The sequence below is a fragment of the Flavobacteriales bacterium genome (assembly GCA_026129465.1).
Lineage (GTDB): Bacteria > Bacteroidota > Bacteroidia > Flavobacteriales_F > PHOS-HE28 > PHOS-HE28.
In genome coordinates this window covers 1,604,685-1,629,378 of record JAHCIA010000001.1, presented here as the reverse complement: position 1 = coordinate 1,629,378, position 24,694 = coordinate 1,604,685, and the positions used below count along the sequence as shown (strand labels likewise).

General features: G+C 64.2%; 21 protein-coding genes. 15 read left to right on the top strand and 6 right to left on the bottom strand.

Translation table 11 applies throughout. The features are described 5' to 3' along the window. Window positions 1–146: 146 nt before the first annotated feature. A complete protein-coding gene (locus KIT10_06945; GenBank protein MCW5898990.1) occupies window positions 147–2,663 on the bottom strand; it encodes a cation-translocating P-type ATPase in 2,517 nt (838 codons plus the stop codon). 122 nt (window positions 2,664–2,785) lie between these two features. Between KIT10_06945 and KIT10_06940 the strand changes: the two genes are divergently transcribed. From KIT10_06940 to KIT10_06925, 4 genes are all read left to right on the top strand, one after another. Then, window positions 2,786–3,400 (top strand): hypothetical protein, encoded by a 615-nt coding sequence (locus KIT10_06940; protein ID MCW5898989.1) that lies wholly within the window; start codon window positions 2,786–2,788, stop codon window positions 3,398–3,400. A gap of 101 nt (window positions 3,401–3,501) precedes the next feature. Beyond that, the gene (locus KIT10_06935; protein MCW5898988.1) at window positions 3,502–3,918 is read left to right on the top strand and encodes a hypothetical protein; all 417 of its coding nucleotides are present in this window, start codon (window positions 3,502–3,504) and stop codon (window positions 3,916–3,918) included. A gap of 181 nt (window positions 3,919–4,099) precedes the next feature. Next, a complete protein-coding gene (locus tag KIT10_06930; protein ID MCW5898987.1) occupies window positions 4,100–5,512 on the top strand; it encodes an MBL fold metallo-hydrolase in 1,413 nt (470 codons plus the stop codon). Between the two features lie 70 nt (window positions 5,513–5,582). Beyond that, window positions 5,583–6,251, top strand: a complete 669-nt coding sequence (locus KIT10_06925; GenBank protein MCW5898986.1) for a carbonic anhydrase — start codon at window positions 5,583–5,585, stop codon at window positions 6,249–6,251. Window positions 6,252–6,261: 10 nt separating this feature from the next. On the opposite strand, the gene KIT10_06920 is transcribed toward KIT10_06925, so the two are convergent. Continuing rightward, complete coding sequence (locus KIT10_06920) at window positions 6,262–7,905, bottom strand: STAS domain-containing protein (GenBank protein ID MCW5898985.1); 1,644 nt, start codon at window positions 7,903–7,905, stop codon at window positions 6,262–6,264. Between the two features lie 132 nt (window positions 7,906–8,037). On the opposite strand from KIT10_06920, the gene KIT10_06915 reads away from it, so the two are divergent. From KIT10_06915 to KIT10_06900, 4 genes are all read left to right on the top strand, one after another. Beyond that, the gene (locus tag KIT10_06915) at window positions 8,038–8,478 is read left to right on the top strand and encodes a 6-carboxytetrahydropterin synthase (GenBank protein MCW5898984.1); all 441 of its coding nucleotides are present in this window, start codon (window positions 8,038–8,040) and stop codon (window positions 8,476–8,478) included. A gap of 6 nt (window positions 8,479–8,484) precedes the next feature. Then, window positions 8,485–9,225 carry a sulfite exporter TauE/SafE family protein gene (locus KIT10_06910; protein ID MCW5898983.1) on the top strand — a complete coding sequence of 247 codons (741 nt, stop codon included), beginning with the start codon at window positions 8,485–8,487 and terminating at the stop codon, window positions 9,223–9,225. A gap of 88 nt (window positions 9,226–9,313) precedes the next feature. After that, window positions 9,314–9,529 carry a hypothetical protein gene (locus KIT10_06905; protein MCW5898982.1) on the top strand — a complete coding sequence of 72 codons (216 nt, stop codon included), beginning with the start codon at window positions 9,314–9,316 and terminating at the stop codon, window positions 9,527–9,529. A gap of 91 nt (window positions 9,530–9,620) precedes the next feature. Then, entirely contained in the window at window positions 9,621–11,150 is a 1,530-nt protein-coding gene (locus KIT10_06900) for a SulP family inorganic anion transporter (GenBank protein ID MCW5898981.1), read from the top strand. A gap of 8 nt (window positions 11,151–11,158) precedes the next feature. On the opposite strand, the gene KIT10_06895 is transcribed toward KIT10_06900, so the two are convergent. Continuing rightward, window positions 11,159–11,482, bottom strand: a complete 324-nt coding sequence (locus KIT10_06895) for a TraR/DksA C4-type zinc finger protein (GenBank protein MCW5898980.1) — start codon at window positions 11,480–11,482, stop codon at window positions 11,159–11,161. A 333-nt stretch (window positions 11,483–11,815) separates the two neighbouring features. Between KIT10_06895 and KIT10_06890 the strand changes: the two genes are divergently transcribed. The 4 genes from KIT10_06890 (at window position 11,816) to KIT10_06875 (ending at window position 17,856) form a co-directional block, all read left to right on the top strand. Next, window positions 11,816–12,490 carry an OmpA family protein gene (locus tag KIT10_06890; protein MCW5898979.1) on the top strand — a complete coding sequence of 225 codons (675 nt, stop codon included), beginning with the start codon at window positions 11,816–11,818 and terminating at the stop codon, window positions 12,488–12,490. A gap of 178 nt (window positions 12,491–12,668) precedes the next feature. Next, complete coding sequence (locus KIT10_06885) at window positions 12,669–13,823, top strand: MFS transporter (protein ID MCW5898978.1); 1,155 nt, start codon at window positions 12,669–12,671, stop codon at window positions 13,821–13,823. A 14-nt stretch (window positions 13,824–13,837) separates the two neighbouring features. After that, window positions 13,838–17,140: an N-6 DNA methylase gene (locus tag KIT10_06880; GenBank protein ID MCW5898977.1), complete on the top strand. Its 3,303-nt coding sequence runs from the start codon at window positions 13,838–13,840 to the stop codon at window positions 17,138–17,140. 11 nt (window positions 17,141–17,151) lie between these two features. Then, window positions 17,152–17,856, top strand: coding sequence for a hypothetical protein (locus tag KIT10_06875; protein MCW5898976.1), 705 nt, complete (start codon window positions 17,152–17,154; stop codon window positions 17,854–17,856). Window positions 17,857–17,914: 58 nt separating this feature from the next. Here the strand turns inward: KIT10_06875 and KIT10_06870 are convergent, their stop codons facing one another. From KIT10_06870 to KIT10_06860, 3 genes are all read right to left on the bottom strand, one after another. Further along, on the bottom strand, window positions 17,915–18,370 hold the full coding sequence (locus KIT10_06870) for a DinB family protein (protein ID MCW5898975.1): 456 nt from the start codon (window positions 18,368–18,370) through the stop codon (window positions 17,915–17,917). 78 nt (window positions 18,371–18,448) lie between these two features. After that, window positions 18,449–20,278, bottom strand: a complete 1,830-nt coding sequence (locus KIT10_06865) for a hypothetical protein (protein ID MCW5898974.1) — start codon at window positions 20,276–20,278, stop codon at window positions 18,449–18,451. Window positions 20,279–20,357: 79 nt separating this feature from the next. Continuing rightward, window positions 20,358–20,690, bottom strand: a complete 333-nt coding sequence (locus tag KIT10_06860) for a hypothetical protein (protein ID MCW5898973.1) — start codon at window positions 20,688–20,690, stop codon at window positions 20,358–20,360. 413 nt (window positions 20,691–21,103) lie between these two features. Between KIT10_06860 and KIT10_06855 the strand changes: the two genes are divergently transcribed. The 3 genes from KIT10_06855 (at window position 21,104) to KIT10_06845 (ending at window position 24,669) form a co-directional block, all read left to right on the top strand. After that, complete coding sequence (locus tag KIT10_06855; GenBank protein ID MCW5898972.1) at window positions 21,104–21,691, top strand: helix-turn-helix transcriptional regulator; 588 nt, start codon at window positions 21,104–21,106, stop codon at window positions 21,689–21,691. A gap of 77 nt (window positions 21,692–21,768) precedes the next feature. Further along, on the top strand, window positions 21,769–22,197 hold the full coding sequence (locus tag KIT10_06850) for a cation transporter (GenBank protein ID MCW5898971.1): 429 nt from the start codon (window positions 21,769–21,771) through the stop codon (window positions 22,195–22,197). Window positions 22,198–22,209: 12 nt separating this feature from the next. Further along, the gene (locus KIT10_06845; protein MCW5898970.1) at window positions 22,210–24,669 is read left to right on the top strand and encodes a heavy metal translocating P-type ATPase; all 2,460 of its coding nucleotides are present in this window, start codon (window positions 22,210–22,212) and stop codon (window positions 24,667–24,669) included. The last annotated feature ends 25 nt before the right edge of the window (window positions 24,670–24,694 follow it).

The window sequence follows — 24,694 nt, the reverse complement described above, 5'->3', positions numbered from 1 at the left end:
GGAGCGAGGAGACTGCGAGGAACGAGCAGGCCCCGCAGCCCGATGCGATGCGGACCGGGACAAGGCAACTACAGCGGAGCACGCGACGGCGCTGCATTTGAGCGCCGACACGCCCAACCCAACACCCAACTCCCAACCCCCACGGCTCAAGCAGCCAAGGTCCTCTTGCGCTTCCACCCCTTCACCCCCTCGTACCACAGCACGCTCGCCAGCCCAACACCGCTGGCCAGCGCCAGCAGCCCGATGCCCGGAGACGCCAGGTGGAAGAAGTCGCGGAAGAGCGGCACGTAGAGCAGCGCGAGCAGCATGACCACGGTGCCCGCGAGGATGCCGCGCAGCAGGGCGTTGGGGTAGCGCAGGGTGTCGAGGAGGGAATGCTCGAAGGAGCGGTTGACGAGCGTGAGGGCGATGTTGGCCACCACGAGGGAGGTGAAGACGAGGGTGCGCGTGAGTTCTTCGCCGAGGTCGTCATGCACGGCATACTGGTAGCAGAAGAGGGTGCCGGCGGTGATCATGAGGCCCTGGGCGAGGCTGGTGCGCAGCTCGGTCCAGGAGAGGAAGGTGAGGTCCATGCGGCGGGGGCGACGGCGCATGCTGCCGGGCTCGGGCGGTTCGCTCTCGTAGGCGATGCTGCACGTGGGGCCCATGAGCAGCTCCAGGAAGATGACGTGCACCGGCGTGAAGATGTTGGGGTAGAGCCAGCCGAGCAGCAGGGGCAGCGCCACGGTGAGGATGATGGGGATGTGGATGCTGATGATGTACTGGATGGCCTTCTTGAGGTTGCCGTAGATGCGGCGGCCCTGCGCCACGGCATCCACCATGCGGCCCAGGTCATCGTCCAGCAGCACCAGCGCGGCGGCCTCCTTGGCCAGCTCGCTGCCGCGCTTGCCCATGGCGATGCCGATGTGCGCGGCTTTCAGCGCGGGACCGTCGTTGACGCCATCGCCCGTCATGGCCACCACTTCGCCCTGCGCTTTGAGGGCCTTCACCACGCGCAACTTGGCCTCGGGGAACATGCGGGTGAAGAGGTTGCTGGTGCGCACGGTGTTGGCCAGTGCGGCATCGTCCATGGCGTGCACGGCATCGCCGGTGACGGGTTCGCCGGCGATGGGGAAGTGGACCTGCCGGGCGATGGCCGTGGCGGTGACCGGGTTGTCGCCGGTGATGATGACGGTGCGGATGCCGGCCTCGGTGAAGCTGCGGAACACGCGCTCGATGTTCTTCTTCGGCGGATCGTGGAAGGCCACCAGCCCGAGGTAGGTGAAGGTGAAGTGCTGCTGCTCCTTGGGCCATTCGCTGCCCTGATGGGTGGTCTCGCCCACGGCCAGGATGCGGTAGCCCTGCGTGGCAAGGGCATGCACGTGTTGCAGCACTGCGTCGCGCTCGGCGGCGGGCAGGTCGCTGCACGCGAGGATGGATTCGGGCGCGCCCTTGGCGGCGATGATGCGTTCGCCCGCGTCGTTGGCGAAGACGTGCGTCATCATGGGCGGCTTGCCGCTGAGCGGGTACTCGTGCACCATGCGGAAGGCGGGACGACGATCCGTGGCGGTGCTGCGGGCGTAGGCGGCATGCAGCGCGGTCTCCATGGGGTCGAAGGGCACGGGCTCGCTGGCCCACATGGCGGTTTCGATCAGGTGCTGCACCTCGGGTGTGGACCACTGCTCCGGTGTGCGCGGCGTGGCATCGTTGCGCAGTTGCAGCGTCACCAGTTCCATGCGGTTCTCGGTGATGGTGCCGGTCTTGTCGGTGCAGATCACGGTGGCGGCGCCGAGGGTCTCCACGGTCTTGGCGTGCTTCACCAGCACCCCGGCGCGCATCATGCGCCAGGCGCCCAGCGCCATGAAGGTGGTGAAGGCCACGGGGATCTCCTCGGGCAGGATGCTCATGGCGAGGGTGAGGCCCTTCAGCAGGCTGTCCAGCCAGTCGTGCGAGTCCATGAAGTTGAGGCCCCACACGATGAGGAAGAAGAGCGCGCCCACGATGGCCATGTTGCGCACGAAGCGCTGGATCTGCCGTTCCAGCGGCGAGCGCCCTTCTTCGATGGCGGCCAGCGAGGTGCCGATGCGGCCGATCTCGGTGGCCTTGCCCACGGCGGCGACGCGCACCACGGCGAGCCCGCCCACGGCCTGCGTGCCGCGGTACACGCGTCCGGGCTTGTCATCGCTCACTTCCTTGGGCACGCTGAAGGCCTCGCCGGTGAGGATGGACTCGTTCACCGAGAAGTCGTTGGCATGCACCACCTGTCCGTCGGCCGGCACCAGCTCGCCTTCCTGCACCACCACGAGGTCGCCGAGCACGATGTCGTCGGAGGGGATGTCGATCACTTCATTGCCCCGGATCACGCGCGCCTGTGGGTGGGTGAACTGCTCGAGCGCCTCCAGCGCGCGGCGGCTGCGGTGGTCCTGGTAGAGGGAGATGGCGCTGATGAGCACGATGGCGCCGACCATGAAGAAGGCCTCGCTGAGCTCGCCGAGAATGAAATAGATGGTGGCCGCCGCGAGCAGCAGCAGGAACATAGGCTCGGTGACGGCCGTGCGCAGGGCTTTCCAGAAGCCGCTGCCCTGTTGCCCATCGAGCGTGTTGCTGCCGTGTGCGGCGCGCGCGGCTTCCACCTCCTGCTGGGTGAGGCCGGTGAAGGGGAAGGGGTTGGCGGGAGACGACATGAAAGCAGGGGAAGGTAGTCCGCAGTTCAATTGGGTGCGACATGATCGGCAGAGTGGGCGGGTCGGTCCGCACCAGCGGGGCAGGCCATCCCCTCCGGGAGCTTGCATGATACCTTTGCCTGATGCCCAGCCGCTCCGCCGTTCTTCTGGTTCTGCTTGCAGCAGGAATGCCTTGGAGGGCCGCGTCCGGGCAGGAAGTGGAGCATCCCTTCATCAAGACCTTCGAATTGACCGTCCTCGATGGCCGCATCCTGGTGACCTGGACCATGCAGGGCGGCAGCACCTGCGACGGCAGCGAGGTGCTCCGCTCCACCAATGGCGTGGACTTCACCCCCGTCCACCGGCTGGAAGGCATCTGCGGGGATGCCGCCCTGGATGTACCCTACCTGTGGATGGACGCGTCGCCGCCCGAGTTGAGCACGGTGTCCTACCGGATACGCCTGGGGCTGGAGGGCTACAGCTCGGTGAAGTCCGTGGCCTTTGCCCAGCTCACCACCAGTGACCAGCGCTTCTTTCCCTCGCCCATGCGCGACGAGGCCACGCTGCTGCTGAACGTGCCCGCCTCGGCGCGGGTGGACCTGCTGATCTTCGACATGGCCGGCAGGGTCGTTCTGGAGCAGGAGGGCCGCACGGGCCGCGAACACCGCATAGTGCTGCCCGGTGCCCGGCCAGGCCTTTACGGCTATGTGGCCCGGGCCGATGGACGCGGCTTCCAGGGGCGATTCATGAAGGAGTAAGGCCGTCCAGGATCCCCATCCACGGGGAACCTTAACAAGCTGTTGGGAAACGGCGCGGGCCGATCCCCGTACATTTGGTCATCCAACACACCCTCAAGACCATGCGCATCCTGTTGACCTTCATCGCCGCTGTGGCCTTCATGGCCTCCACGTCGGCACAAGACGTTTCCACCGAGAAGAAGGCCCGCAAGGCCGACAAGACCACGGCGGTGAGCACCACCGATGCTGCGCCCAAGGCCGGCTGCTGCGCTGGCAAGACCGCCGCCGCGTCGTGCTCCAGCAAGGCGGGCAAGGCCGAAGCGTCCACGGATGCTTCCACGGCCATGGATGCGGCCGCCACCACCGAAGCCGCCGCCGCGCCCAAAGCGGCCTGCTGCGCCGGTATGGCCGATGCCGACAAGAAAGCCTGCTGCGCCGGCAAGACCGCCGACAAGGCCGGATGCTCCGGCAAGGCCGAAGCCCACAACCACGGTGACACCAGGACCGAAGAGGCTCCGGCAGAACAGCCGAACCACTGATCCCGCATTGATCACATCGAAAGGCCCGGAGCGATCCGGGCCTTTTTCGTTGCCGACGTTCCGCGTGCTCCACGCGTTGGATCTGACGATCGTCACGTGACGGAGATCACTGCGCAAGGCCATGGGCGGGGCGGACCTTTGTGCCGTCACGATCACCACGGACCCGTCAATGACCACGACCATGAAGCTGAAGCAGATCTATACCGGATGCATCGCCCACGCCGCCTACTACCTGGAGAGCGATGGCGAGGTGGCCATCTTCGACCCCCTGCGCGAGGTGCAGCCCTACATCGACCAGGCCAACGCCGACGTGGCCAGGATCAAGTACGTCTTCGAGACCCACTTCCACGCCGATTTCGTGAGCGGCCACCTGGACCTGGCCGCCAAGACCGGCGCCACCATCGTGTATGGCCCCACGGCCAGGCCAGGCTTCGAGGCGCATGTGGCCTCGGACGGAGAGGTGTTCCACGTGGGCAAGGCCAGGGTGAAGGCCATCCACACGCCCGGCCACACCATGGAAAGCACCACCTGGCTGGTGATCGATGAGCATGGGAAGGAGCACGGCATCATCACCGGAGACACGCTCTTCATCGGCGATGTGGGCCGCCCCGATCTGGCCCAGCACGTGATCGCCGACCTCACCGAGGAGAAGCTCGCAGGCCACCTGTTCGACAGCCTGCGCAACAAGATCATGCCCCTGAGCGACGACCTGATCGTGTACCCCAACCACGGGGCCGGCAGCGCCTGCGGCAAGATGATGAGCAAGGAGACCACCGACACGCTGGGCAACCAGAAGAAGACCAACTACGCCCTGCGTGCCGACATGACCAAGGAGGAGTTCATCAAGGAGGTGCTCTCCGGCCTCGCCCCGCCACCGGGCTACTTCCCCAAGAACGTGCTGATGAACATCCAGGGCTACGAGAGCCTGGACAGCATCATGGAGCGCGCCAAGCGGGGCTACACGCCGGAGGAGTTCGAGGTGGTGGCCAACGAGGAACGCCCATTGGTGCTGGACACCCGTGCCAACGGGGTCTTCGCCAAGGGCTTCATCCCCAACAGCATCAACATCGGGCTGGACAGCAACTTCGCCATGTGGGTGGGGGAGATGATCCCCGACATCAAACAGACCATCCTGCTGGTGACCGAGCCCGGCAAGGAGGAGGAGAGCATCATCCGCCTGAGCCGCGTGGGTTACGACAACACCATCGGCTATCTGAAGGGCGGCTTCGAGGCCTGGAAGGCGGCCGGCAAGGAGGTGGACACGGTGCAGCGCATCGATGCCGCCGAGTTCGCCAAGCGGTACAAGCAGGATCCCGTGGTGATCGACGTGCGCAAGCAGAGCGAGTTCGACAGCGAGCATGTGGTGGGCGCCATCAACGTGCCGCTGAACCGGATCAACCAGCACCTGGCCCAGTTCCCCAAGGACAAGCCCTTCATCCTGCACTGCGCCGGCGGCTACCGCAGCATGATCGCCGCTTCCATCCTGAAACAGCGTGGCTGGGACAACTTCGTGGACGTGGCCGGTGGCTTCAACGCCATCAAGAACACGGATGTGAAACGCACGGAATACGTGTGCCCCACGACCCTGCTCTAAGCAACAAGGAACCTGCAGGACGAAGCGCCCGGTGCACGTTGGCCGGGCGCGCTTCAAGAACCGATCCCCGATGAGACCGATACACTTTCTGGTGCTGCCGGCGCTGCTCCTGGCGGCCTGCACCCGCCCTGGCGAGGCCACCCCGGCCCGTGCGCCAAGCACCCCCGATGAAGTGCTGCGGATGCTCCGCGCCGGCAATGAACGCTTCCACGACTTCCACGCCATCCACCCGGACCAGGGCCCGGAGCGCATCAAGGAACTGCTGGGTGGCCAGCATCCCTGGGCCGTGGTGATCAGCTGCTCCGATTCGCGCGTAGTGCCCGAGTTGGTGTTCGATCAAGGGCTGGGCGACCTCTTCACCGTGCGCACCGCGGGCAACGTGGTGGGCGAGTACGAGCTGGCCAGCGTGGAGTATGCGGTGGAACACCTGGGCGCACCGCTGGTGATCGTGATGGGCCACACGCATTGCGGGGCGATCAACGCTTACCTGAACGAAAGCGAACACCCCTGCAACGGACACATGAAGCAATTGGTGGCCTACCTGGAGGCGGAGTCGGAACAGCAGGAGGCATCCGTGGATGGCCTCACGATCGATGAGGCCACGCGCGCCAACATCGCGCATGGCGTCCAGGAGATCGAATGGCTGTTCCGCGAGATCGAGGAGGGCGGGAACCCCATGCATGCCAAGGTGGTGGGGGCCGTGTACCACATCGAGGACGGCCACGTGGAGTGGCTTTGACGGGCGGTCGTCACGCGCCACCCCGCGCGCCCGCCTTGGCGATGGCCTCCTGCACGGTGGCATGCACCTCCGTGGCATCCAGCGTTCCAGCCTTCACGATGGCCTGCAGCACCTCGGGCTGGACCTCCGTGAGCGACAGCTTCACCTTGCGCTGGTCCATCGTCGCCCGGATGTCGCCCAAACGGTGCAGCCCGGTGGCATCGATGAAGGGCACGTGGCGCATGCGCAGCACCAGCGTGTGGTGCTTGTCCCCGATCGTCCGCAGCGCGTCCACGAAGGTCTGGGCCGCACCGAAGAAGAGCGGACCGTTGATCTCGTAGACCATCACCCCGGCAGGGATGCGCCCCAGTTCCGCCTCCAGCAGCGCATCGCCATTGTTCGGGTCCATGGACAGCGGCTTCAGCACAAGCGCATCGCCCATGCGCTTCATGAAGAGGAAGGCGGCGAGGACCATGCCCACCTCGATCGCGATGATCAGGTCGAACAGCACGGTGAGCAGGAAGGTGGCGAGCAGCACCGCCATGTCGTGCCGGCTGGTCTTGAACACGGCGATGAAGCCGTGCAACTCGGCCATGTTCCACGCCACCACCACCAGGATGCCCGCGAGGCAGGCCATGGGGATCATGGCGGCCCATTGCCCGGCCACGAGCATGATCACCAGCAGCACGATGGCGTGGACCAGGCCGGCCACGGGAGTTCGGCCACCGTTCTTCACATTGGTGGCCGTACGCGCGATGGCGCCCGTGGCGGGGATGCCGCCGAAAAGCGCCGAGAGCATGTTGGCGCCGCCCTGGGCCACCAGTTCCATGTTGCTGCGGTGGCGGCCACCGATGGAGCCATCGGCCACCACGGCGCTCAGCAGCGATTCGATGCCGCCCAACAAGGCGATGGCCAGGGCGGGGCGCAGCAGTTCCTTCACCGTGGACAGGTCCACCCCATGGAACTCCGGCATGGGCATGCTGTCCGGGATGCTGCCGAAGCGCGAACCGATGGTGGCCACGGGAAGGTCCAGCATCTGCACGGCCACCGTGGCCAGCACGATGGCGATCAACGAGCCGGGGATGACCTTGGTGATCCGGCGCGCGAGCACCGTGACCAGGATGGTCCCCACACCGATGGCCGCACTGGTGGGGTCGATGGTCCCGCTCCGGAAGTAGACCGGCCACTTCTCCAGGAAGTCGGCCGGCACCTTGTTGATGCCCAATCCGAGCAGGTCGTTGATCTGCGTGGAGAAGATGATGACCGCGATGCCGGTGGTGAAGCCCACGATGAGCGTGTGTGGGAAGTAGCGCAGCAGGGCACCGAAGCGCAGCAGCCCCATCACGATGAGCAGCAGCCCCGCGAGGAAGGTGGCCACGGTGAGTCCGGCGAGCCCGTGTTGCTGCACGATGCCGTACACGATGACGATGAAGGCGCCGGTGGGCCCACCGATCTGCACACGGCTGCCTCCGAAGGCGCTGATGAAGAAACCGGCCACCACGGCGGTGATCAGGCCTTTCTCGGGGGGCACGCCCGAAGCGATGGCGAAGGCGATGGCCAGGGGCAGCGCCACGATGCCGACGATCACACCGGCTGTCGCATCCCTGCCGAACTGCTTCCGGGTGTACCCGGAACGAAGCGTGGTGAGGAGCTTGGGAACGAATTCCTGGGCCACGGGGCGAAGCTACCGGGGGGCACCGTGTTGCGCGGGTGACCATGGTCAGGGGCTATCCACCGGAGGCTGTTCCTTGGTTTCCGAGGCGCATAACGGCGGACATGAAGGCGTCGCTGTCCGATCTTCGCACCGATGAGCTTCTCCCGCACAGTCCGCGTCACCAAACGCTTCACCTTCGAGATGGCGCATGCCCTGCGCTGCCACGATGGCCAGTGCGCCAATGTCCATGGCCACAGCTACGTGCTGGACATCACCATCAGCGGTGTGCCCGCCGAAGCCCCCGGCCACCCCAAGGACGGCATGGTCATCGACTTCGCCGACCTGAAGGCCCTGGTGAAGCCCATCGTGGACCGGTACGACCATGCGCTCTTCCTGCATGAGAAGGAGCGTGGCTCGGTGGACCTCTCCAACGCCCTCTTCGGCCGGGTGATCTTCACGCCCTGGCAGCCCACCTGCGAGAATATCCTGCTGGCGATCATGGAGGAACTGGCGCCGAAGATGCCGGCCGATGTGAAGTTGGCGGCCGCACGCCTGCAGGAGACGGCGACGAGTTGGGCGGAGTGGGCAGCCTGATCCCGGATGGACCCCGCTTTCCTCGCCCTCCCCATCTTCTTCCTCATCGCCGCCCTGTACAGCAGCGTGGGCCACGCGGGCGCCAGCGGCTACCTGGCGGTGATGGCGCTGCTGGGCTTCGCGCCGGAGACCATCAAGCCCACTTCGCTCATCCTCAACGTGGTGGTGGCGGGCATCGCCAGCTGGCGTTACCTGCGCGCGGGCCGCTTCAACTGGAAAGTCTTCTGGCCGGTGACGGCGATCGCCCTTCCGCTGGCCTTCGTCGGCGGAAGGTTGGAACTTCCCGTACGCGTCTTCGCCATCGTGGCGGGCGTGTTCCTGCTGACTTCGGCCTTGCTCATCGCCTGGCGGGCGTTGCGCAAGCCCGAGAAGGGGGGACATCGGCCCATGCCGTTCACCGCTTCACTCGCCGTGGGTGCGCCCATCGGCTTCGTCAGTGGCATCATCGGCGTGGGCGGCGGCATCTTCCTTTCGCCGGTGCTCATCCAGGGGCGCTGGGCGGCGCTGCGCGATGTGTCCGGCATTTCGGCCCTGTTCATCCTGGTCAACTCCCTCTCCGGACTGGCGGGCCGCATAAGCACCGGGCTGGAGCTGCACCCCTTCATCCCTTGGTGGCTGCTGGCGGTGGTGCTGGGCGGGCTGCTCGGATCGTGGCTGGGCGTGTCGCGCCTTGGGGCCCGGGCCATTCTGGCCGCGCTCTTCCTGGTGCTGATGACCGCCGGGGTGAAGCTGTTGATCGCGGGGTGATCCACTGGATCGCCAGGTCGGGACAAGCTTGACACAAGCATAGATCCGGCGTAGATCGCGCAGCAAATGGCCCAGGTAGCTTTGCGCCATGCAAGCTCCGAAGGACATACTTCTCGCAGAAGCGGTCGACGCGGTGGAGCTGTCCGAGGTGCTCAGCCCCGAGAGTCATGTCTTCGTGGCGCTGATGAGTGTGGAGGAAGGGCCGAACAAGGCGAGCTTTCTTCCGGTTCCGCGGTCCCACGCGAAGGGGATCCGGTCAAGCGAGCTACTTTCGCCGCCGCTTGCAGTGGAGCTCCCCCGGTGATCCGGGGTCGAGGGTGGCCTCCGGGCCGCGGCACTCGTGATCGTCCGGCGGTCCGCACACCAGAGCTTTCACGAACTCTTTTCGACGCAGCATGCGCCAGTACATCCGTTTGTTCGATCTCAGCCAGAAAGTGGACTACCGCACCGAGGTCCTTGCCGGCCTCACGGTGGCCCTGGCCCTGATACCCGAGGCCGTGGCCTTTGCCCTCATCGCGGGCCTTTCGCCGCTCACAGGCTTGTACGCCGCTTTCGTGGTGGGTCTCATCACCAGTGTCTTCGGCGGCCGGCCGGGCATGATAAGCGGCGCCACGGGTGCCATCGCCGTGGTGATCGTGGCGCTGGCGTCGCGGCATGGCGTGGAGTATGTCTTCGCGGCCGTCGTGCTCGCGGGCATCTTCCAGGTGGCGTCAGGACTGTTGCGTTTGGGCAAGTTCATCCGCCTGGTGCCGCACCCGGTGATGTTCGGCTTCGTGAATGGCCTGGCCATCGTGATCTTCATGGCGCAGCTGGACCAGTTCAAGGGAGCGGACGGAGGTTGGCTCACCGGCACGCCGCTGTTCATCATGCTCGGCTTCGTGCTGCTCACCATGTTCATCATCTGGGCCATGCCCAAGCTCAGCAAGGTGGTGCCCGGCTCGTTGGTGGCCATCCTGGTGGTGGCGGGCATCATCATCGGCCTCAACATCGAAACGCGCTCCGTGGGCGACATCGCCAGCATCGCCGGTGGTTTCCCGCCTTTCCATTTGCCGGCCGTGCCCTTCACGCTGGAGACGCTCACCATCATCCTGCCCTATGCGGCGATCGTGGCGGGCGTGGGCCTGATCGAAAGCCTGCTCACGCTGAACCTGCTGGACGAGATCACCAACACGCGCGGCCGCAGCAACAAGGAAGCCGTGGCACAAGGCGCGGCCAACATCCTCAGCGGCGTGTTCAGCGGCATGGGCGGATGCGCCATGATCGGGCAGAGTCTGATCAACGTGAGCAGTGGAGCACGCGCCCGCCTCAGCGGTATCGTGGCGGCGGTGATGTTGCTGGTGTTCGTCATGTTCGCCGCGCCGATGATCGAGCAATTGCCCATGGCCGCGCTGGTGGGTGTGATGTTCATGGTGGCCATCGGCACCTTCGAGTGGGCCAGTCTGCGGAGCTTCGGCCGCATGCCGCGCCACGATGTGTTCGTGATGCTGGTGGTGATGGCCATCACCGTGTTCTTCCACAACCTGGCCGTGGCCGTGCTGACCGGGGTGGTCATCAGCGCACTGGTGTTCGCCTGGGAGAATGCCAAGCGCATCCGCGCCCGCAAGTACGTGGACGAGCAAGGGGTAAAGCACTACGAGATCTTCGGTCCGCTCTTTTTCGGCAGCGTGCAGGCCTTCAACGAGAAGTTCGACATCACGGGAGACCCCGACGAGGTCATCATCGACTTCGCCGAGAGCCGCGTGGTGGACATGAGCGGCATCGAGGCGCTGGACCGCATCACCGAACGCTACCGCGAGGCGGGCAAGAGGATCCACCTGCGGCACCTCAGCGCCGATTGCCGCCAACTGTTGAAGGACGCCGAGGAGGTCATTGATGTGAACATCATGGAGGACCCCAGCTACAAGGTGGTGCTGGACAGGATCTGACCATCCGATCAGTTCGCGCACCGCACGCAGAACATGCTCTGCGGCATCAGGATCAGCCGTTGCATGGGGATCGCCGCCCCGCACTTCTTGCACAGCCCGAAGCCGGGTTCATCCACCAGGACGGTCATCCGATCCAGCTGCTGCAACTTCTCCTCGGCCTTCCGTAGCGCCGCATCGTTGATCGCTTTGTTGTTGATGGCGTCCATGCGGGAGATGCGGCCGATGGCCTCGTCGGGAGCCACCGGAGCGGTGAGGTCGCGCAGCGCGGCGATGGAGGCACGGGTCTTCTCCAGTTCGGCGTCCAGAGCGGCCTTGAAGGCGGAGGTGTCCATGGCGTGAAGGTAGGGTCGGGGTGATATTGGCCATGGGACCGGAACGACGTTGACATGGGCCCGATGGCATGGGGCGGTGTCGCCGGGCGATGCTACGCGTGTGGCGCCGCATCCCCCACCGTTGGGAAGAGGATTCCCCATCCGGGCGCTCTGGAACGCATGCTCTGGATACGCCCAAGGACCTGTGGATCGTGGTGCGGTGCGCCATTCCATCGGTCGCATGGTCCGTGGCACTCGCTTGGGGATCGCAGTGGGCGAACGTGGATCCCTGGCGTGGAGGACCGGGTCGCCGGAACACTTCCGCCACCATCAACAACCAAAACCCCATAGAACATGAGAGCGCAATTGTCACGTTTCGCGGCCATCGGCTTGTGCCTGGCCCTTGTGCTGCCCGCCTGCCGCATGTCGCGCACGGCGAAGGGCGGAATGATCGGCGCAGGTGCGGGCGCCGGTGTCGGTGCCGTCATCGGCAACCAGTTCGGTGACAACGGGACCGCCGTGGGCGCCATCATCGGCGCGGCGGTGGGTGGCACGGCCGGCGCGTTGATCGGCCGCCACATGGACAAGCAGGCGGAGGAACTGCGGAAGGACCTCGAAGGCGCCACGGTGACGCGTGTCGGCGAAGGCATCAAGATCACCTTTGACAGCGGGCTGCTCTTCGGGGTGGACCAAAGCGCACTCAACGCCAAGGCACAGGGGAACCTCAACGACCTGGCCGCCACGCTCAAGAAGTACGACGATACCGACATCCTCGTGGAGGGCCATACCGATTCGGACGGATCCGAGGACCACAACCAGGCCCTCTCGGAACGCCGGGCGAACAGTGTCAAGGCCTACCTCGTGGGCCAGGGCGTTCGGTCCGCCAGATTCACCACCGTGGGCTATGGCGAATTGCAGCCTGTTGCGGACAACGGCACCGCCGCCGGCAAGGCGAGCAACCGCCGCGTGGAGATCGCCATCTATGCCAACAAGCGGATGAAGAAGGCGGCGGAGAAAGGCGAACTGTGATCCCGGCTGTTCACCATGCGCCGCTTGCGGGGCGATGATCGGGGCAGGACCCTGATCGTCGCCGCGTTCGTGCTCAGCGACAACGCGTCAACTTTGCCGAGTGGCTTCACAACGCGTCATCACCCGCACCGTCTGGATCCTCTCGCTCATCAGCCTGTTCACCGACACGGCCAGCGAGATGCTCTACCCCGTGCTGCCGCTGTACCTGAAGGAGATCGGCTTCGGGGTGCTGCTCATAGGCGTGCTGGAAGGTGTGGCCGAAGCGACGGCGGGGTTGAGCAAGGGCTACTTCGGCATGCGCAGCGACCGGCTGGGTCGTCGCGCACCCTTCGTGCAATGGGGCTATGCGCTCAGCGCCATCAGCAAGCCCATGATGGCCGTGCTCATCGCGCCGCTGTGGATCTTCTTCGCCCGTACGTTGGACAGACTGGGCAAGGGCCTGCGCACCGGTGCCCGCGATGCCATCCTCAACGATGAAGCGACACCCGCCACGAAAGGCCGCGTGTTCGGCCTGCACCGCGGTATGGACACGCTGGGCGCGGTGATCGGTCCTGCGTTGGCGCTGCTCTACCTGCATTACAACCCTGGCGACTATGTGCCGCTCTTCTTCATCGCCTTCGCGCCGGGCGTGGCGGCCATAGGGCTCAGCCTGCTGGTGAAGGACAAGCCGCGCACTGTGCCTGAAGCCTCCACCGGGTCTCCCGACGCAGGAGGTGACCCTGCGGCACCCAAACCCACGGGGTTCTTCGGCTTCCTGCGTTATTGGAAGGAGAGCCCCGTGGCCTACCGCAAGCTCACCACCGGGCTGCTGCTTTTCGCGCTCTTCAACAGCAGCGATGTCTTCCTGCTCCTGCAGGCGAAGAACATCGGCCTCAGCGACACCGGCACCATCGGCGTGTACATCGGCTACAACCTGGTGTACGCCCTGTTCGCCTTCCCGCTGGGCGCCCTGGCGGACCGCATCGGCCTGAAGCGCGTCTTCATCCTCGGCCTGCTGCTCTTCGCGGCGGTGTACTTCGGCATGGCCATGGGCGGCACCTTGGTCGCAGTGGCGCTGCTCTTCGCAGGCTATGGGCTATACGCGGCCGCCACCGAGGGCATCGCGAAGGCGTGGATCGGCAGCATCGTGCCGCGCACCGAGACGGCCACGGCCATCGGCACCTACGCGGGCTTCCAGAGCATCGCCGCGCTCTTCGCCAGCGCCTTCGCGGGCTGGCTGTGGTTCGCCTTCGGGCCGGAGGTGACGTTCGGGGTGACGGGGATGGTGGCGTTGATCACAACGGTTTACCTGGTCCTGATGGTGCCGCGACCGGAGCATTCGGTTCCGCTTTGATATTTTGATCCCGAATGACCCTTCCCGAATACCTCACCGCCCTCGCCAAGCTCCACGCCAGCGGCCGCGCCACCGAGCACAGCTACCGGGGCGACCTGCAACGCCTGCTCAGCGCCCTGTGCCCCGGTGTGGCCGTCACCAACGAGCCCCAGCGCATCGCCTGCGGCGCGCCGGACTACATCCTCACGCGCAAGGACATCCCCGTGGGCTACATCGAGGCCAAGGACATCGGCGTGGACCTGGGCAGCAAGAGCCTGAAGGAACAGTTCGACCGCTACCGGGGATCGCTGGACAACCTCATCATCACCGACTACCTCGAGTTCTGCTTCTTCCGGAACGGCGAACCCACCACCAGCATCCGCATCGGCGAGGTGAGCAACGGGAAGGTGAAGCCGCTGCCCGCCGAGTTCGACAAGTTCACCGCCCTCATCGCCGACTTCGCCGCGTGGCAGGGGCAGACCATCACCAGCGCGAAGAAGCTCGCCAGCATGATGGCGGGCAAGGCCCGCCTGCTGGCCGATGTGATCGAGCAGGCCGTGAGCAGCGATGAAGCCAGCCAGGCCAACACCGACCTGCGCCAGCAGCTTGATGCCTTCAAGGTCATCCTCATCCACGACATCACCCCCAAGGCCTTCGCCGACCTCTACGCGCAGACCATCGCCTACGGCATGTTCGCCGCGCGGCTGCACGACCCCAGCCCGGACAGCTTCAGCCGCGAAGAAGCCGCCAAGCTGATCCCCAAGAGCAACCCCTTCCTGCGCAAGCTCTTCAACAGCATCAGCGGCAACGACCTGGACACGCGCATCGAGTGGATCGTGGATGCGCTGGCCGACATCTTCCGCGCCACCGACATCGCCAAGCTGCTCGGCGGCTTCGGCAAGGGCAGCGGCCGCGAGGATGCCTTCATGCACTTCTACGAAGACTTCCTCGCGCAATACGACCCCAAATTGCGCAAGAGCCGCGGCGTGTGGTACACCCCCGATGCCGTGGTGCGCTTCATCGTGCGCGCGGTGGACGAGATCTTGAAGAGCGAGTTCGGCCTGGTGGCAGGGCTTGCGGATGCGAGCAAGGTGAAGATCAAACGGAAGGTGGTGACCCAGGGGAGGCATGGGAACGCCAAGGTGAAGGAGGTGGCCATTGAAGAAGAGGTACACCGCGTGCAGGTGCTGGACCCCGCCACCGGCACCGGCACCTTCCTCGCCGAAGTGGTGCGGCAGGTTTACGCCAAGTTCGAGGGGCAGCAGGGCCTATGGCCGGCATACGTGGAGCAACACCTGATCCCGCGCCTTAACGGCTTCGAGTTGCTGATGGCCAGCTATGCCATGGCACATTTGAAACTGGACCTGGTGCTGCGCGATACCGGCTACGACATGGGCCAGCCGCATGGAACACCCAACGCGAATGCGCGCGGAGGCGTTGTCAGGCCGAGCGGAGCCGAGGCCCAACAACGCTTACGAGTCTTCCTCACCAACTCTCTTGAAGAAGCCCACCCCGATACCGGCACCCTCTTCGCCAGTTGGCTGAGCCAGGAGGCCAACGAGGCCAACGCCGTGAAGCGCGATACGCCCGTGATGGTGGTGCTGGGGAACCCGCCGTACAGCGGCATCAGCACCAACAAGGGCGAGTGGATCAGCAGTTTGATCGAGGACTACAAGTACGTGGACGGGCAGCACTTCGGCGAGAAGAAGCACTGGCTCGGTGACGACTACGTGAAGTTCATCCGCTTCGGGGAGCACTTCATTGAGAAGACCGGTGAAGGCGTGCTGGCCTACATCAACAACCACAGCTTTCTGGACAACCCCACCTTCCGGGGCATGCGCTGGCATCTGCTGAACACCTTCGACAAGATCTACGTGATCGACCTGCACGGCAACAGCAAGAAGAAGGAAGTGGCACCCGATGGCAGCAAGGACGAGAACGTGTTCGACATCCAACAAGGTGTGAGCATCAATCTATTCGTCCGCACCGCACAGAAGAAGAAAGGCCAGCTCGGAAAGGTCTTTCACGCGGACCTCTGGGGTGCGCGCGAATTGAAGTACGACACATTGAAAGATGAGCGGTTGACGAATGTCTCGTTTGCAGAAGCTAACTATTCAGATCCAGCGTATTTCTTCCAGCCAGTCGATGACGGTGCATCCAAGCAGTATCAAAAAGGATTCTCCGTTCAGGACATCTTCACCAATTCAACAGTTGGATTCGTCACTGGCAAGGATGGCATCACGATTGACTTCGACAAAGCCGTTGTAAGAGCGAACATGCTCTTCCTGAAAGAGAATGATGATGCAGCGATTCGGTCACGCTTTGGCTTGAAGGCGAAGGATGCACGGGACTGGGCTGTGCCAACGGCAAAGCGAGATGTGATAGCGAACTTCAGCGATGAGAAGCTTGTGCCTTGTGCGTATCGGCCGTTCGACACAAGAATGACCTTCTATTCGGGAAACTCGCGAGGCATCTACGCAAGTCCTCAACGGAAGATCATGCGTCACTTCATTGATGGCAAGAACCTTGGCATCGTCATCGGCCGACAAGGGCAAGTCGTGGGGGCCATGGAATGGAATCTGGTGTACTGCACGGATCAGCTTACCGACTTCAACATGTTCTACCGCGGTGGGGTAATGGCTTCACCGCTCTACCTCTACCCCGAAACCACCAAACAGACCAGAGCCGTAGCCCAAGCAGTGCAACCCAACTTGGATGCGAAGCTGGTGGAGCAACTGGCCAAGGGCGTAGGACTCACGTACACCTTCAAGCCCGAGGCGCCTGCCTTGCCGGCAGACAGGCTCTTCGCACATGGAACGGCCAAGGAGCTAACGCCGCTGGATGTGCTGGACTTCTGCTACGCCGTGCTGCACAGCCCCGCGTACCGCGCCAAGTATAAGGAGTTCCTCAAGAGCGACTTTCCGCGCATCCCGTTCCCCACCGATGCGAAGAAGTTCCGCGCACTGGTGCAACTGGGCGCCCAACTGCGGCAACTGCACCTGCTGGAGTGGGAGGGCATCGACCGGTACATCACGCAATACCCCGTGGGCGGCAGCAACGAGGTAACGCGCAAGATGAGCGCGAAGAGTCCCGGTTTCGAGGCCACCGGCAAGGGCCTGGGCAAGGTGTGGATCAACGACACACAGTACTTCGCCGGTGTGCCCGAGGTGGCCTGGAACTTCTACATCGGCGGCTACCAGCCCGCCCAGAAATGGCTGAAGGACCGCCACGGCCGCACGCTCACCTTCGATGACATCCGCCACTACCAGCGCATGATCGTGGCGCTCACGGAAACGGGGAAGGTGATGGAGGAGGTGGATACGGTGGGGGTGGTGTGACAAAATGAGCCATGGCCACCTTCCTCACCACCACCGACAGCAGCGCCGCCATTGAGCGGGTGATCCGCGAGGCCCATGCGTCCCTCACGCTCATCAGCGCCTTCGTGTTCCCCCGTATCGTTCACCTGCAACGCTTGCAGGATGCCGGTGAGGGCGGGGTGGAGATCACCATCCTCTTCGGAAAGAAACCCATGGATCAGGGCGTGTTCCGCGACCTGCGTGAGCTGCCGAACATGCGCTTGTACTTTTTGAAGGAACTGCACGCCAAATGCTACTTCAACGAGCGCGAAGGCGTGATCACCAGCTTGAACCTGTTGGGCGGATCGGAGCGTCAGAACCGGGAGATGGGCGTGCTGCTGAGTGTGGACGGCGATGCGGATGCCTATGCCGCCATGTGCAAGGAGGCGCGCAGCATCGTGCGGGTGGCCGACCTGATCCACAGCACCATTCCCGACCGCAAGCTGGATGCACCGCGCGAGGCGTGGAGCAGGCGTGCAGCGGCCATCGTTACCCCGCTGGAAGCGAATGATGCGTTGCCCGCGCATCTCGAGAAGGTGCGCCGCAAGCACCCCCGGGCCTATATGCGCTGGAGCCCGGCGGAGGATCAGCTGATCGTGGAGATGCTGGACAAAGGCCTCGCGCGGCTCGCCATCAGCGAGGTGTTGCAGCGGCAACCATCGGCGATCGCATCACGGATCACGAAGCTGCGCGGATAGACCGTCCGTGTTGGACCGTTCATCGGAGAAGTGGATACGCACGCTGCGGAAGGAGTGATCAACTGCCGTACTTCTCCACCATCGCCAACTGCCCCGCGTGGTAGGCCGTGTGCGTCACGATCCGGCCCAGCGCTTCGGCCTTGGTCTTCCGCCCGAACTCCTTGGTCTCGATGAAGGTGTCCCAATCCGCTTCGGGCGTGGCCTCGACCGCGCGGCGCAGCGTGTCGGCGCTCTCCTGCACATAGGCCTTCAGCGCCGCGAGGTCGGTCCATTCGCCGGTATCGAAGCCCTTGGACACGGTCTTGGCGCGCACTTCCACGCCTTCCAGGCCGAAGACGTTCTTCGCGAAGAGCAACTCCACATCACCGATGTGGCGGATGAGGAAACCGGCGCTGTTGGGCGAGGGTGCGAGCTTCTTCGGCAGGTCAGCCTCGGTGAGGGTGTCGAGCACCTTGGTGAAGCGCGTGCGGCCTTCGGTGAAGAGGGCGAGGAGGGAGGCGGTGCGGGGATCCATGGGTCGAAGATGCATCGGGAGCTCTGTACTTGGACCGATGGCACGCCAGGCATGTGTTCAGTATGACCACGATCCACGCTATGGCTCCACGATCAACAAGCGGAAGCGTCCTTTGGTATCGGGATCCATGAGAACGTAAGTGCCGGCGGCCGGCTCCTTGAGCCGTATCCGCGTGGATCCATGTTCCAGGTCGTGGCCCACCTCGATCGGGACTCGCTGCCCCATGGCGTTCAATAGCACCGGCGCCCGCAGTATCGCCATCACTTGGAACTCACCGGTGCTGGGTTGTGGGTACACCAGTACGTCCGGCGGAGGATCGAACCAGACCGGGACCGCTTCGGACCAGGAGGCGGAACCATCGAGATCCACCTGCTTCAGCCGGAAGTAGTTCCAACCCGGCAGAGGAGCTTCATCGAAAAGGTCGTACTCGTGCATGGCCTGGGAAGTCCCGGCTCCAGCGAGGGATCCGATGGTGTGCCAATCGATCAGGTCCACCGAGCGTTCCACCTCGAAGTGGTCGTTGTCGCGTTCGCTGGCCGTGGCCCAATGGGTATGGACAAGGTCGTTCTCCCTCCACGCATCGAAACTGAGCAGTTCGATGGGCAATATCATACCGCATTGGATCGTGGCCGTTCCGAAGAAGTCGAGCGTCACGTTGGTGGTCACATAGCTCCAGTTGCTGAAGCAGATGATGAATTGGTCGCCGGCATTGACCGGAAGCATGGGCCCGTAGTTCCCGGGATCTCCTCCGGGCGGCAAGGTGTTCGCCAGTCCGGTTCCGCCCCATGGCGCCGCGTTCCAGTCGCAGCGTACAGGGGCAAGGCTGCCGCTTGATATGGCAGCGCAGGTGCCCGGGCCGGTGTAGGCCCACATGCTCCAGTCGTAGAAGCCGATCTGTTCGCCTCCGGCACCAAAGGCGAACCCGAGGTTCCCGCCGGTCTCTATGGTGAACATCATCCAGCTGCTGTTCAGTTCACCCGCCAGCAGGCAGCCATAGTCGGTGCCTCCCCACGGCGGTGGGTTCATGAAGCTGTAATAGGGGTTGCTCGGTTGGCTGCCGGCGTTCGGTATCTCGTCCCAGGTGCCGTAGCTGCTCGGTGTGATCGGAAAAGTGAAGGGATCGCACACACACACGACCGATGGGCAATCGCCCGGGGGGTCACCGCTGTTCAGGCACATCCCGCCGCCCGGGTCGCCGGGTCCGCCCGGCCCCGGCCAGGTGCATCCTGTCGCCCCGCCGATGCTCATCAGTACGCTGTCCGCGGCTCCGGCGGCCAGGGTGCCGGTGAACAAGGTGGCGCCACCGAAGTACTTGAGGGTGTAAGTCGCGCCGTTCCAGCCGTTGGCGGCCGCATCGGACAGGTGGAGCACGTAGCAGCCCGGTGCGAGGCATAGCGTGTCGTTGTAAGGCGCTCCACCGTTCGCGATGACCGCCCCGTTCAATGCCACATCCCAGCCGATCTGGGCCGGGGCCGAGCCGCTGGTCACGATGAACTGCAGGGTCTGCGATCCCGGTGGGCAGCCCGTGTTGTTCGCCGGGTCGCAGGGTTGGTTATCCCCTAGAACGAAGGTGTCCGCGCCATGCGGGCCATCGGGCAGGTTGGTGTCCCAGTCGAACTCACCGATCCAATCCTCGATGATCCAGTCCTCATACTGCCATCCATTGCCACCACTGTCGAACATCTGCAGCGTGTAGCAGCCGTCCGGCAGGCAGATGTCCGCATCGTATGGAGCACCGCCGATGGCCCAGGTCACACCGTTCTGATCGATCAGGTTCCATGATACCTCTGACGCTGTGGCGCCGTCCGTAACGGTGATGGTGTACCATTGACAGGCCTGGGCCTGGTGCGTGGGCCCGATGGAGAGAAGGATGAGGGCGATGATCGCCGGGAACGAAACACGGAACATGGTAATAGAGGTGTTGGTCCAAGTGGTGGTGCCGGCAGGTTCGCCTGACACCTGATCGACTCCGCAGCGGAGCCAGGACCTACCCTTGTGGAGGATGGAATATGGGGATGCTGACGCCGACGGGCTTGCCGGTCATGGACCGGACGAAGGGTGGGTTCGACCGCGGTGTAAAGAGTGTCGGCTGCAGTGGATCCCCACTGGGGATGCACACCATGGCCGCCACGCTCTGGTGATGGAAAGGCAGCTTGCCGTGGTCGACCGGATCGGCATTGTCATGCGCCGGATCGAAGTAGTGCATGAACAGGAACTCCCCGAACCCCAGGTCCGGGTCCGTGGCCTGATGCTCTTCCCAATGTTCCGCCAATGACCCGGCACCGACGAACTCGAACACCCCGCCCGGGGATAAGCTCATCAGCATCAGATGTCCGGCCAATAGGGCAGCAACGCTACGCATCACATAAAGGTACCGTCGACCGTGTTCGATCCGCTATGACTTAGGTCACAGAGCGACATGGTTCATGGGCCGTGGTGCATGTTCGACCTCGTGCTCCCAACCGGTCCGATGACTGTGACAACCACAAGGTCCCCGGCCCGGCCGCCATGCCCTACCATAGCAATATACGAAGCACCTTATCCGCTTCCGCGCTCCGGCCACCGCCCTTGGCGTATGGTGTTGAAGGACCAGTGGGGCATGGGATCAAAGCGGACCAGGATGAGGACAGGCAATGGAAGCCACCTTCCGTGCTGGTCTGAATGGATCCCCTGGCTCGATCGATCCGGCACGCACAGCAGGCCACCGAGCTTGTTTGTCCACCTTTGTCATTCATGCCGTCCGATCCATCCGCACCGCACAAGCTCACCATCCGCAACATGGTCTGCGACCGTTGCCGCGCCGCCGTGCGCCGCGTGTTCGATGAGCTCGGCGCACCGGTGCTCAGGGTGGACCTTGGCGAGGTGGAACTGGATCAGGAACTTGACGGGGGCGAACGCGACCGTCTGGCCCGCGCTCTCAGCGAACAGGGTTTCGAGTTGGTGGAGGACCGCGAGGCGGCGATCATCAACCGGATCAAGACGGCCATCGTGGAGCTCGTGCACCATCAGGGCGAGGCGGACGGGCGTGTCAAGCTCAGCGATCATCTCGGCAGCATCCTGCACAAGGACTATTCAAGCCTTTCCGTGCTGTTCTCCGAGGTGGAGGGCATCACCATCGAGCAGTACTTCCTGCTGCAGCGCTTGGAGCGTGTGAAGGAGCTGATCAAGTACGGTGAACTCACCATGAGCGAGATCGCCCACCGCACGGGGTTCAACAGCGTGGCGCACCTCAGCGCGCAGTTCAAGAAGCTCACGGGCATGACACCCACGGCCTTCAAGGCGATGGGCGGCGGCAGGCTGCCGCTGGACCAGGTGGGCTGATGTAAAGATCTCCCAGAAGGATGTAACGCGTTCGGTCCATCGTGGTCGGTCCTTTGTACCGTAGAACACGAACGACCATGGACAGCACGAACATCACCCTCCCACTGCTCGATGTGAACAGCCCGCACTGCGCGTTGCGCGTCGAGAAGGCCATCCGCACGGTACCTGCCATCACTGGTGCCGAGGTGGACCTGAACGCCCACGTGGCCAACCTGACCAGCGTCGCACCCGCACAGGCGGTGCGCGAGGCGGTGGCCGCCATCCGGCAAGCCGGCTACAACGTGGCCACCGAGGTACAGCGCTTCACCACCACCGGTGTCACCTGCGCTGGTTGCGCGAGCAGCGTGGGCAACATCCTGAACAAGCTGCCCGGCGTGATCAGCGCGCGCATCGATCATGTGGTGGATCTGGCCGAGGTCGAATTGGTGAAAGACACGCTGTCGCTCGATGATCTGCTGAACGCCCTCAAACCCGCTGGTTATGGCCTTATCGCACAAGCCGCCTAAGCACCACTTGCCATGAGCACTGAGAGGAGCACCCTGGTAGTGCCCGTGGAGAACATGGACAGCGAGCACTGCGCGCTGATCGTGGACAAGGCCCTCGGCACCGTTCCCTCGGTGACGACCCACCACGTGGAATTGAACAACCGCAGCGCGGTGATCGAGAGCACCACGCCCGTGGAGGCCGTGCGCGATGTGGTGAAGGCCATCCGCGACAACGGGTATGATGTGCCCACGCTGAGGCGCACCTTACCCGTCACCGGCATGACCTGTGCCAGCTGTGTAGGCAGCGTGGAGAGCATGCTGCTGGCCACACCGGGCGTGCTGAAGGCCGCAGTGAACCTCGCCACCAACACCGTTCAGGTGGAGTACGTACCGGGCGTGATCGACGAACGCCGCATGCGCGCCGTGGTGCAGAGCATCGGCTACGACCTGCTCATCGGTGAGGAGCAGGATGCCACCGCCGATCTGGAGGAGGCGCAACGCGCGGCACTGGCCTCGCTCAAGCGGCGCCTGTGGTCATCCCTGGCCCTGGCGGTGCCGCTGGTGGTCGTGGGCATGGGCTTCATGCACGCACCCTGGTCGCCCTGGGTGCAATGGCTGCTCACCACGCCCATCGTCTTCGTCTTCGGACGGCAGTTCTACATCAACGCCTGGAAGCAGGCGAAGCACCGCAGTGCCAACATGGACACGCTGGTGGCCCTCAGCACCGGCATGGCCTACGGCTTCAGCGTGTTCAATACGCTGTATCCGTCGTTCTGGCTGGACCGCGGACTGGAACCGCACGTCTACTTCGAGGCGGCCGGTGTCATCATCACCTTCATCCTGCTGGGCAAATTCCTGGAGGAACGTGCCAAGGCCGGCACCAGCAGCGCCATCAAGAAGCTCATGGGCCTGCGCCCCAACGCCGTGCTGCGCGAAGCGCCGGACGGCTCCACGGCGGAAGTGCCCATAGCGGATGTCGATGTGGAAGATATCCTGGTGGTCCGACCGGGCGAGAGCATCGCGGTGGACGGTGAGGTGATCGGTGGCGACAGTTACGTGGACGAGAGCATGCTGAGCGGCGAGCCCGTGCCCGTGGCGAAGACACCCGGCGCGAAGCTGCTGGCCGGCACCATCAACCAGAAAGGCAGTTTGCGCATGCGGGCAGAGAAGGTCGGCGCGGCAACGCTGCTGGCCAACATCGTGCGCGCCGTGCAGCAGGCGCAGGGCAGCAAGGCGCCCGTTCAGAAACTGGTGGACAAGGTGGCGGGCATCTTCGTGCCCATCGTCATCGTCATCGCGATCGTCAGTGCCATCGTGTGGTGGGTGGTCGGCGGTGAGCATGCTTTCACGCAGGGATTGCTGGCGCTCGTCACCGTACTGGTGATCGCCTGCCCCTGCGCCTTGGGCCTTGCCACGCCAACGGCCATTATGGCCGGCATGGGCAAGGGCGCCGAGAAAGGCATCCTCATCAAGGATGCCGAGAGCCTGGAGCGCGCGCGCCAGATCACCGCCATCGTGCTGGACAAGACCGGCACCATCACCGAAGGCAAGCCTGAAGTGGTGGAAGCCATGGGCCTCGATGATGCCCAGGTGGCGGGTGCGTTGTTGATGATCGAATCCCGGTCCAAGCACCCTCTGGCCGAGGCCGTGGTGCGGCAACTTCAAGCACTTCGCGCGACAGCCGGTGCGCCCGGACGACCAACAACCGACAACGGACAACGGCTCACCAACTTCGAAAGCCTCACTGGCAAAGGAGTCAAGGCCACCGTCGATGGCACCACCTGGCTGGTGGGCAACCGCCGCCTGTTGGAGGAGCACGGCATCGCCATCGGCCCGGAGTACCGCGATACCGAGAAACGCTGGCAGGAAGCCGCTCACACGGTGATCTGGTTAGCCGATGGGAAGCAAGTGCGCGCCGCCATCGCCATCGCTGACACCATCAAGCCTTCGGCCGCCGAGGCCATCGCACGCCTCAAGAAAGCCGGCATCAAGGTCTACATGCAGACCGGTGATTCGCGCCGCACCGCGCAGGCCGTGTCCAAGGCCGTGGGCATCGACGACTTCCGCAGCGAAGTGCTGCCCAAGGACAAGTCCGCCTTCGTGGCAGGGCTGCAACAGCAAGGGCACGTGGTGGCCATGGTGGGCGATGGCATCAACGACAGCGAGGCCCTCGCCAAGGCCGACGTCAGCATCGCCATGGGCAAGGGCAGCGACATCGCCATGGACGTGGCGCGCATGACACTCATCAGCACCGACCTGCTCGCCATCCCCCGCGCCATCACGCTTTCGCGGAGGACCGTCTCGCTCATCCGCCAGAACCTCTTCTGGGCCTTCATCTACAACATCATCGGCATCCCCATCGCGGCGGGTGTTCTGTACCCCATCAATGGCTTCCTGCTCGACCCCATGATCGCGGGAGCGGCGATGGCATTGAGCAGTGTGAGCGTGGTGAGCAACAGCCTGCGGCTGCGTTGGGCACGGCTTGACAAGTGAACATTTCAATGAACCTTCAACCGAA